The organism is Streptomyces sp. MK37H (genome assembly GCF_018035285.1).
GTDB lineage: Bacteria > Actinomycetota > Actinomycetes > Streptomycetales > Streptomycetaceae > Streptomyces > Streptomyces endocoffeicus.
On sequence record NZ_JAAAYH010000400.1, the window covers coordinates 1 to 8,382 of the forward strand.

Here is an 8,382-nt window from a genome sequence, read left to right on the forward strand (position 1 = left end):
GGGCCTGGGGCAGAGCCCCGGCACGGGGCCTGGGGCAGAGCCCCGGCACGGGGCCTGGGGCAGAGCCCCAGGACGGGGCCTGGGGCAGAGCCCCAGGACGGGGCCTGGGGCAGAGCCCCAGGACGGGGCCTGGGGCAGAGCCCCGGCACGGGGCCTGGGGCAGAGCCCCAGGACGGAGCCTGGGACGAAGCCCCGACACAGAGCCTGAGGCAGAGCCCCGACACAGAGCCTGAGGCGAAGCCCCAGCACGGGGGCCTGGGACGAAGCCCCGGCACGGGGGCCTGAGGCGAAGCCCCAGCACGGGGGCCTGGGACGAAGCCCCGGCACGGGGGCCTGAGGCAGAGCCCCGGTTCGGGGTCTGGGGTTTCGCCCCAGTTTCGGGAAGGGGCGGGGAGGGGACAGCCCGCCGCAGGCGTCACCAGCCGCCGGACAGCCCTAGGACGTCGCGGCCACCGGATAATCGGCTCCGAGCGTGACCTCGCGCCAGGTGTCGAAGGTGGCCCTGAGGGAGTCCAGCCGGGCCTGGGCGATGTCGTAGGCGGCCTTGCCCAGCAGCAGCCGCAGCGGGGGTTCCGCCGCCTCCACAGCGCCGATGATGGCCTCGCTCGCGCGGACCGGGTCGCCGGGCTGGTGGCCGTAGGTGGCGAGGGTGCCGGCGCGCCGTGCGCCCGCGGTCCCGGCGTAGTCGTCGATGGTGGTGGCGGACTGGCGCATGGAGGGGCCGGACCAGTTGGTGCGGAAGGCGGCGGGCTCGACGATCGTCACCTTGATGCCCAGCGGGGCAACCTCGGCGGCGAGCGATTCGGACAGGCCCTCCACGGCGAACTTGGTGGCGTGGTAGTAGCCGGTGGCGCCGAAGGCGGCCAGGCCGCCGAGGGAGGAGATGTTCACGATGTGGCCGGCGCCGCGGGCGCGCATGCCCGGCAGCACCGCGCGGGTGACGTCCACCAGGCCGAAGACATTGGTGTCGAACAGGGCCCGGACCTCCTCGTCCTCGCCCTCCTCGAGCGCGGCGAGATAGCCGTAGCCCGCGTTGTTGACGAGTACGTCGATGCGGCCGAAGGCGGTTTCCGCCTCCTTCACCGCCTCCGCCACCCGGTCCTTGTCGGTGACGTCGAGCGCCAGGGCCAGCGCGCGGTCCCCGTGACCGGCGACGATGTCGGCCACCTGCCGGGGGTCGCGGGCGGTGACCACCGCGCGGTGGCCGTGGGCGAGGACAGCGGTGGCCAGTGCCCGGCCCAGACCGGTGGAACAGCCGGTGATGAACCAGACGGGCGAGTCATTGACGGTCATGCGGAAGAGTCCTTCGTCGTGGTGCTCATGGGGTCGTGGGGCGCCTCCACCACGTCGGCGGTGAGGCTGCCCAGCAGGGCCAGCGCCTGCTCGGACGGGCTGTCCGGCTCCGCCTGGTAGACGATGAGCTGCTGACCGGGGGCGCTGTTCACGGTCAGTGCCTCGTACTCCAGGGTCAGCTCACCGACAAGGCGATGCCGGAAGCGCTTGGTCTCATGGGTCTTCTGGCGGATGTCATGGCGGGCCCACAGCCGCCGGAACGTCTCGCTCTTCAGCGACAACTCACCGACGACGGCGATCAGTTCGGGGTCCTCGGCGTCGATTCCGGCCGCCGCGCGGAGCCCGGCGACGGTATTGACCGCCACCCGGTCCCAGTCGGGGTAGAACTCCCGCGCGTCCGGGTCGAGGAAGACCAGCCGCACCAGATCCCGGCTGTGGGTGTGCCCGTCGAACAGGGCCCCGCCCAGGGTGTTGTGGGCCAGTACGGTCAGACAGCGCCCCAGGACCACGGCCGGGGTCCGTGGCCAGCCCTCCATCATCCGCAGCAGGGTCGGACTCACCCGCTCCCGCCGCGCGGCCGGGCGGCGCCGGCCGGGGGCCGGACGGGCCAGCCGGTGCAGATGGGCGACCGCGTCCTCCTCCAGCACCAGCGCCCGGGCCAGCGCCTCGACCACCTGCGCCGAGGGATGCCGCTCCCGGCCCTGCTCCAGCCGTATGTAGTAGTCGGTGCTGACCCCGGCCAGCAGGGCGACCTCCTCCCGGCGCAGCCCCGCCACCCGGCGCCGGCCGGCGGGCAGGATGTCCACGTCCTCGGGCCGCACCCGTTCACGGCGGGCGCGCAGAAAGCGCCCCAGTGGGTTCTCGCTGTCCATGAAAGGGAGCGTAGACCGGGGAAAGCACGGTCAGGGCCTCGTAAGGTGGCCGCGCTACTCCTAGTCTGGGCCGGGAGGTGCCACCCATGGACCACTACGGGGAGCGCAGGGTCGACCGGGGGCCGGACGCGGGCGGCTGCCCGGTGCGGCGGGGGCCCGACGGGATCTGGCAGGTGTCCGGCTACGCGGAGGCCCGCGCCGTACTGCGCGCCACCGCCACCGTGCAGGCCGGGCTCGGCGTCGAGACGGTGGAGAAGCTGCCGTCCCGGTTCCGGCGCCCGGTGCTCTACCGGGACGGTCCGGAACACCGCGAGGACCGGCGGCAGACCGCCCGGTTCTTCACCCCGCGCCGGGTCGACGAGCACTACCGCCAGGTCATGGTCGAGGTGGCGGAGGCACAGCTCGACACCGTCCGGGAGACCGGCCGGGGCCACCTCGCCGACCTGAGTTTCCATCTGGCCATCGAGGTGGCCAGTGCCGTGATCGGTCTGACGGAGAGCCGGCCCGGGATCCGGGGGCGGCTGGAGCGCTTCTTCCCCGAGAAGTTCGGGACACCCGGGCTGACCAGCCTCCACGGGATCCGCTGGCTGGTTCGGCAGAACTCCAGCTGGCTGCGGGTCTACTGGGGTGATGTCCGCCCGGCCGTACGGGCCCGGCGACGACGGCGGCGCGACGACCTGATCTCCCATCTGCTGGACGAGGGGTGTTCGTCCGGCGAGATCCTGGGGGAATGCCTCACCTTCGCCGCCGCGGGCATGGTCACCACCCGGGAATTCGTCAATATGGCCGCGTGGCATCTGTTCGGCGACGCCGCCCTGCTGGCGCGATACCGGGCCACCGACGAGCCCGGCCGGATCGCCATCCTGCAGGAGATCCTCCGGCTCGAACCGGTCATCGGCCGGCTCCGCCGCCGTACCACCGCACCGCTCCGGCTGCCGGGCAGCGGCCAGGGCCCGGACGCGGAAGTGACGGTCCCGGCCGGGGAGTTGGTCGACGTCCTGCTCCACCGCGCCAATCTCGACGCCCGTACGGTGGGCGAGCGGCCGGAGCGGCTGTGTCCGGGCCGCCCGATGGCCGCGGGCGCGGGGGCGCCGGGGCTGTCCTTCGGGGACGGTGCGCACAAATGCCCCGGGGCCACCATCGCGCTCCTGGAGACGGATGTCCTCCTCAGCCGGCTGTTCGCCCTGCCCGGCATCCATATGGCGGCCCCGCCCAGGGTCGGCTTCAAGGACGGGATCGACAGCTATGAGCTGCGCGGCTGCACGGTGGTGCGCACCGGCCGAGCCTGACCGGCCGGTGGCGGGCGCGGCTCAGCGCGGGTACAGCCGCCGCCGTGCCGTGGTGAACCGGGCGAGGGCGTCCGGGAGCGGGTCGATGCCGATGCCGGGCGCGGTGGGCACCGGGAGGTGGCCGTCCTGGAGGACGAACGGCTCGGTGATGTCCTCGGCGAAGTACCGGCCGGAGGCCGAGGTGTCACCGGGCAGGGTGCAGCCGGGCAGGGCGGCGAGGGCCAGGTTGGGGGCGCGGCCGATACCGGTCTCCAGCATGCCCCCGCACCACACCGGGACCCCGTGGGCGGTGGCGAGGTCGTGGATGCGGCGGGCCTCCGGATAGCCACCGACCCGGGCCGGTTTGATGTTGATGACCCGGCAGGCGTCCATCGCGATCGCGGACGCGGCGTCGCGCGCGTTGTGGATGGACTCGTCCAGACAGACCGGGGTGGTCAGCCGCCGCTGGAGCCGGGCGTGGGCGTGGAGGTTGTTCTCCTCCAGCGGCTCCTCGATGAGCAGCAGCCCGAACTCGTCGAGTTTCCTCAGGTGTTCGGTGTCGGCAAGGGTGTACGCGGTGTTGGCGTCGACCTGCAACGGCAGCGCCTCGCCGAACCGTTCCCGTACCGCGCGCACCGGCGCCACGTCCCAGCCCGGCTCGATCTTCAGCTTGATGCGTACGTAGCCCTCGGCGAGATACCGCTCGACGTCGTCGATCAGCTCGGGGAGGGAGTCCTTGATGCCCACGGACACCCCGGCGGGCACCCGCTCGTGGACCGAGCCGAGGAAGGTGGACAGCGGCATGCCGTGGGCATGGAGTTCGGCGTCGAGCAGCGCGGTCTCCAGGGCCGCCTTGGCCAGCTCATGGCCCTTGACGGCGGCCATGGCGGGGGCGAGGGCCGCGGTCGTGGGCGTGGGGAGGGCGGCCACCCGGGGCAGCAGGAAGTCGCGGATCACGATCTCGGCGCCGGCGATGAACTCCGCGCAGTACAGCGGCTCCGGGTCGGCGGCGAACTCCGACCAGCCCTCGGCCCGGTCCGTGACGATATGCAGCAGAAAGGTGTCTTTGCTGGTCATCGTCCCGAAGGAGGTGCGGAAGGGGGTGATCAGCGGAAGGGCGACATGGAGCAGTTCGGCGCGTTCGAGCCTCATGGCCGCGGGTCCTCTCCGGGGGTGGTCGGGGTGGGGTTCCGGGTGAGCCGGTACCAGCCGTCGCGGGACATCGCGGTCGCCCGGAAGCCCTCGGCGTACGCCTCGGTGAACACCTCGCGCACGGCGTGCCGCCAGCGCAGCGCCAGGGCCGGGTCGGCGGTGCGCAGCGCGACGATGTCCCCGGGCACCCTGCACCACAGCCGGTCCCCGTGGCGGGCGGCGAGCGGACCGCCGTCGGGGGCGTGGCGGACGGCCGGGGCGGCTGCCCGGTCGTCGGTGTCGTCGGCGGGGGTGGGTGCGGGTGCGGGTCGCGCGCGGAGGTCCCAGCGGGCGGTGAGCCGGTCGCTCTCGTCGCCGTCGTTCACCCCGTCGTTCATGGGCCCGTAGAGGTCGACCAGGTACTCGGCGCCGACGGCACCCAGTTTGACCAGGTTGAAGCGGGCGTTACGGGCGACCAGCGGGTCGAAGGTCCAGCGCATGGTGTGGGCCCCGCGCTCCAGCGCCCAGCCGCGCTGGGCCTGTTTGACGGCGTGGCCGACGCCCCGGTCGGAGGCGGTGGTGGCGGCCACGAGCGAGTACACCTCCCGGTCGGCGGGCGGGCCGAAGACCGCGACCGCGGCGCCGGAGAGCCGCTCGCCGCCAGGCCCGGTCGGGTACGCGGCGTGCACCGCGCCGCCCGCGTGGACGATGCTGTGCAGCACCTCGGCCGGATAGGGCGGGTTGCTGCGCGGCAGCCGCCACACCTCGGCGAAGAAGTCGGCCACCGCCTGGACACCGGCCACGTCGTGGACGGTGCGGACGGCGACCCCGGCGGCGCGGGCGGCGGCGGTGGCCAGCGCCTCGGTGTCCATCGTCACTGATGTCATGAGCCTGAGTCTCCCGGGGCGCACCCGCGCTCGGCTTGTCCGGACGCACAAGCGCGACCTAGGGTCCTGTTGCGATCAGCCAATCGTCTCGTGCGTCAGCCCCCTGGAAGGCCCGGTACCGCCCATGGACACCCGCACCCTCGGGGAGCTTCTGGACACCCTGGGCGAGCCCGCGCTGCGGCTGCTCACCGCCCCGTCCGGGCTCACCACGCCCGTCACCGAGGTGGTGCTGTACGACGCCCACGCCCCGTTCCCGGACCGGGCGCCCGGCGCCCTGCTGCTGGCGGTCGGGGTGCGGGCGGACGCGGCCGGGGCGCTGGTGGACGAGGCGGCGGCCGCGCGGATGGCGGGTCTGGTCATACGCGGCGAGGACGGACCCGCATCCGGGCAGGGACCCTCGTCCGGGCAGGGACCCTCGTCCGGGCAGGGGCTCGCGTCCGGGCACGGGCAGGGGCTCGCGGACGCCGTCGCCCGGGCGCGGGAGCGGGGGCTGGCCCTGCTCACCGTGGACGAGGACGCCGCCTGGCACCATGTCCATCTGCTGCTGGCCGGGGCGGTCGGGGCCCGGCCCTCCCCCGCGGGCGGCGCCGCGCTAGGCGATCTGTTCTCGCTCGCGGGCGCCGTGGCCACGGCCGTGGGCGGCGCCACCGTGATCGAGGATCCGCGCCAGCGCATCCTCGCCCACTCCACCATCCCCGGCCAGCCCGTGGACGAGCCCCGGCGCCAGGGCATCCTGGGCCGTCAGGTGCCGGGCAGCCCGGCGAACACCGAGCAGTACCGGGTGCTGTTCGCCTCCCAGGGGCCGGTGCGCCTGCCCGCCCTCAGCGCCGAGGAACTGCCGCGGCTGGCCGTCGCCGTACGGGCGGGCGGTGAGACCCTCGGCTCGCTGTGGGTCGTCGACGACGGGACCCTCGCACCGGACGCCGAGGAGGCGCTGGCCCAGGGCGCCTCCACAGCCGCCCTGCTCCTGCTGCGGGCGCGGGCGGCACAGGAACTGTCCCGCCATATGACCGGCGATCTGCTGCGCCGTCTCCTGGACGGCACCGCCGAGCCCGCCACCGCCGCCGAGCGCCTGGGGCTGGCCCCCGGTACACCGGTGCGGGTCGCCGCCTTCGCGCTGGAGGGCGCGGCGGGCGCGCCGGACGGGGAGCAGGCCGCGCTGCGGCTGCTGGATCTCGTACGGCTGCAGTGCGAGGCGCGGTACGGGCGGCATGCCTGTGTGCTGGTCGACGGGGTGGTGTACGCGCTGTTGCCGGGGACGTACGGGCGGGCCGGGGAGCGGCAGCGGCGGCTCGCCGAGGACATCGTGCGCCGCGCGGGGCAGGCCCTGAGGGTACCGGTGCGGGCCGGTCTCGGCGATGTGGTGCCGGAGGTGGCGGAGGTCCGCGGCTCGCGGGAGGACGCCGATCTGGTGCTGCGGGTGCTCGGCCCGGACGAGACGGTGGCCGCCATGGCGGAGGTCCGGGCCCGCGCCGTACTGCTCCGGCTCACCGAACTCCTCGGCGAGCGGCGGGAGTTGGCGGCCGGGGCATGGCGGGACATCGTGGCGTACGACGCCGGGCACGGCACGGACTACGCCCGGACGCTGGTGTGCTGGCTGGACGCCGGATGCGATATGGCGCGGGCGGCGCGGCTGCTGGCCGTCCACCCCAACACCTGCCGCTACCGGCTGCGGCAGGCGCGGACGCAGCTGGGCATCGACCTGGACGACCCGGACGAGCGGCTGGTGCTGTGGCTTCAGCTGCGCACGCTCGCCGGGCTGCGGGGCACGAGCGCCTAAGGGCTCCGCTGGAAGTGCCCCGACCTGCCGTCGATCGTCCGCGGCGTCGTCGTGGCTGGTCGCGCCCACGCGGCGGAGCCGCACATCGGCACAGCCCGCGCCCCTTCGGGGCGCCTTTCTGCTGAGGGGTGTGCTGCGGATTCAGCCGAGCCAGCCCATGAGCCGCGCCTCGCACTCCCGCAACTGCTCCACCGGCACATACTCGCCCGCGGTGTGGGCCAGGGACGGATCGCCGGGGCCGTAGTTGAGCGCCGGTGTGCCGAGCGCGGCGAAGCGGGCGACATCGGTCCAGCCCAGTTTGGGGCGGGGCGCCACGCCGAGGTACGCCACGAGCGAGGCGGCCGCTTCCTGATCCAGGCCGGGACGGGCGCCCGGGATGTTCTCGGTGATCTCGACCTCGTACTCGGGGAAGAGGTCGCGTACGTACGCCTCGGCCTCCTGTGGCGAACGGCTGGGCGCGAACCGCAGGTTGACCGTGATGACGCACAGGTCGGGCACCACATTGCCGGCCACGCCCGCGCGCACGGCCACGGCGCTCAGCCCCTCGCGGTACTCCAGCCCGTCGATGGTGATCCGCTCGGCGGTGTGGTCGTCCAGGCGCCGCAGGACGGCGGCGGCGCGGTGGGCGGCGTTGACCCCCTTCCAGGCGCGGGCGGTGTGCGCCCGCTCGCCGCGTACCGCGATGTCCGCCATCAGCACACCCTGGCAGCCCGCCTCGACACCGGCGTCCGAGGGTTCCATGAGGATCGCCAGATCGGCCTGGACCAGCTCGGGGCGTTCCGCGGCGATCCTGGCCAGGCCGTTGCGGTCGCCGGCCACTTCCTCGCATTCGTAGAACACGTAGGTGATGTCGTGCACGGGCGCGGGGAGTGCCGCCGCGAGCCGGAGGGCGACCGCGACACCGCCCTTCATGTCGCAGGCCCCGAGGCCGTAGAGCAGCCCCCCGTCCAGCCGGGAGGGGAGGTTGTCCGCGGCCGGGACGGTGTCCAGGTGCCCGGCGATGACCACCCTCCGGTCGCGGCCCAGGTGGGTGCGGGCCACGACGGAGTGGCCGATCCGCTCGACGGTCAGCCACGGCAGGGCGCGCAGCGCGCTCTCGACGGCGTCGGCGAGCGGGGCCTCATGGCCGCTTTCCGAGGGGATGTCGACCA

General features: G+C 74.2%; 7 protein-coding genes. 2 read left to right on the forward strand and 5 right to left on the reverse strand.

All coding sequences use genetic code 11. The features are described from left to right. Positions 1 to 435: 435 nt before the first annotated feature. Together GWI24_RS35725 and GWI24_RS35730 are read right to left on the reverse strand one after the other, a co-directional pair. On the reverse strand, positions 436 to 1,293 hold the full coding sequence (locus GWI24_RS35725) for an oxidoreductase (protein ID WP_210950191.1): 858 nt from the start codon (positions 1,291 to 1,293) through the stop codon (positions 436 to 438). Beyond that, positions 1,290 to 2,165, reverse strand: a complete 876-nt coding sequence (locus tag GWI24_RS35730; RefSeq protein ID WP_210950192.1) for a helix-turn-helix transcriptional regulator — start codon at positions 2,163 to 2,165, stop codon at positions 1,290 to 1,292. The genes GWI24_RS35725 and GWI24_RS35730 overlap by 4 nt, the downstream gene beginning before the upstream one ends. A gap of 86 nt (positions 2,166 to 2,251) precedes the next feature. On the opposite strand from GWI24_RS35730, the gene GWI24_RS35735 reads away from it, so the two are divergent. Further along, entirely contained in the window at positions 2,252 to 3,454 is a 1,203-nt protein-coding gene (locus GWI24_RS35735) for a cytochrome P450 (protein WP_210950193.1), read from the forward strand. Between the two features lie 21 nt (positions 3,455 to 3,475). Here GWI24_RS35735 and menC read toward each other — a convergent pair whose 3' ends face one another. Then, entirely contained in the window at positions 3,476 to 4,585 is a 1,110-nt protein-coding gene (gene menC, locus GWI24_RS35740) for an o-succinylbenzoate synthase (protein WP_210950194.1), read from the reverse strand. Then, the gene (locus tag GWI24_RS35745; RefSeq protein ID WP_247617326.1) at positions 4,582 to 5,451 is read right to left on the reverse strand and encodes a chorismate synthase; all 870 of its coding nucleotides are present in this window, start codon (positions 5,449 to 5,451) and stop codon (positions 4,582 to 4,584) included. Before GWI24_RS35745 ends, menC begins: the two co-directional genes overlap by 4 nt. A 124-nt stretch (positions 5,452 to 5,575) precedes the next feature. Between GWI24_RS35745 and GWI24_RS35750 the strand changes: the two genes are divergently transcribed. Then, positions 5,576 to 7,231, forward strand: a complete 1,656-nt coding sequence (locus GWI24_RS35750) for a CdaR family transcriptional regulator (RefSeq protein ID WP_210950195.1) — start codon at positions 5,576 to 5,578, stop codon at positions 7,229 to 7,231. A gap of 141 nt (positions 7,232 to 7,372) precedes the next feature. Here GWI24_RS35750 and dapE read toward each other — a convergent pair. Then, positions 7,373 to 8,382: succinyl-diaminopimelate desuccinylase (dapE, locus tag GWI24_RS35755; protein ID WP_210950196.1), on the reverse strand; the 1,010-nt coding region annotated here is incomplete at its 5' end.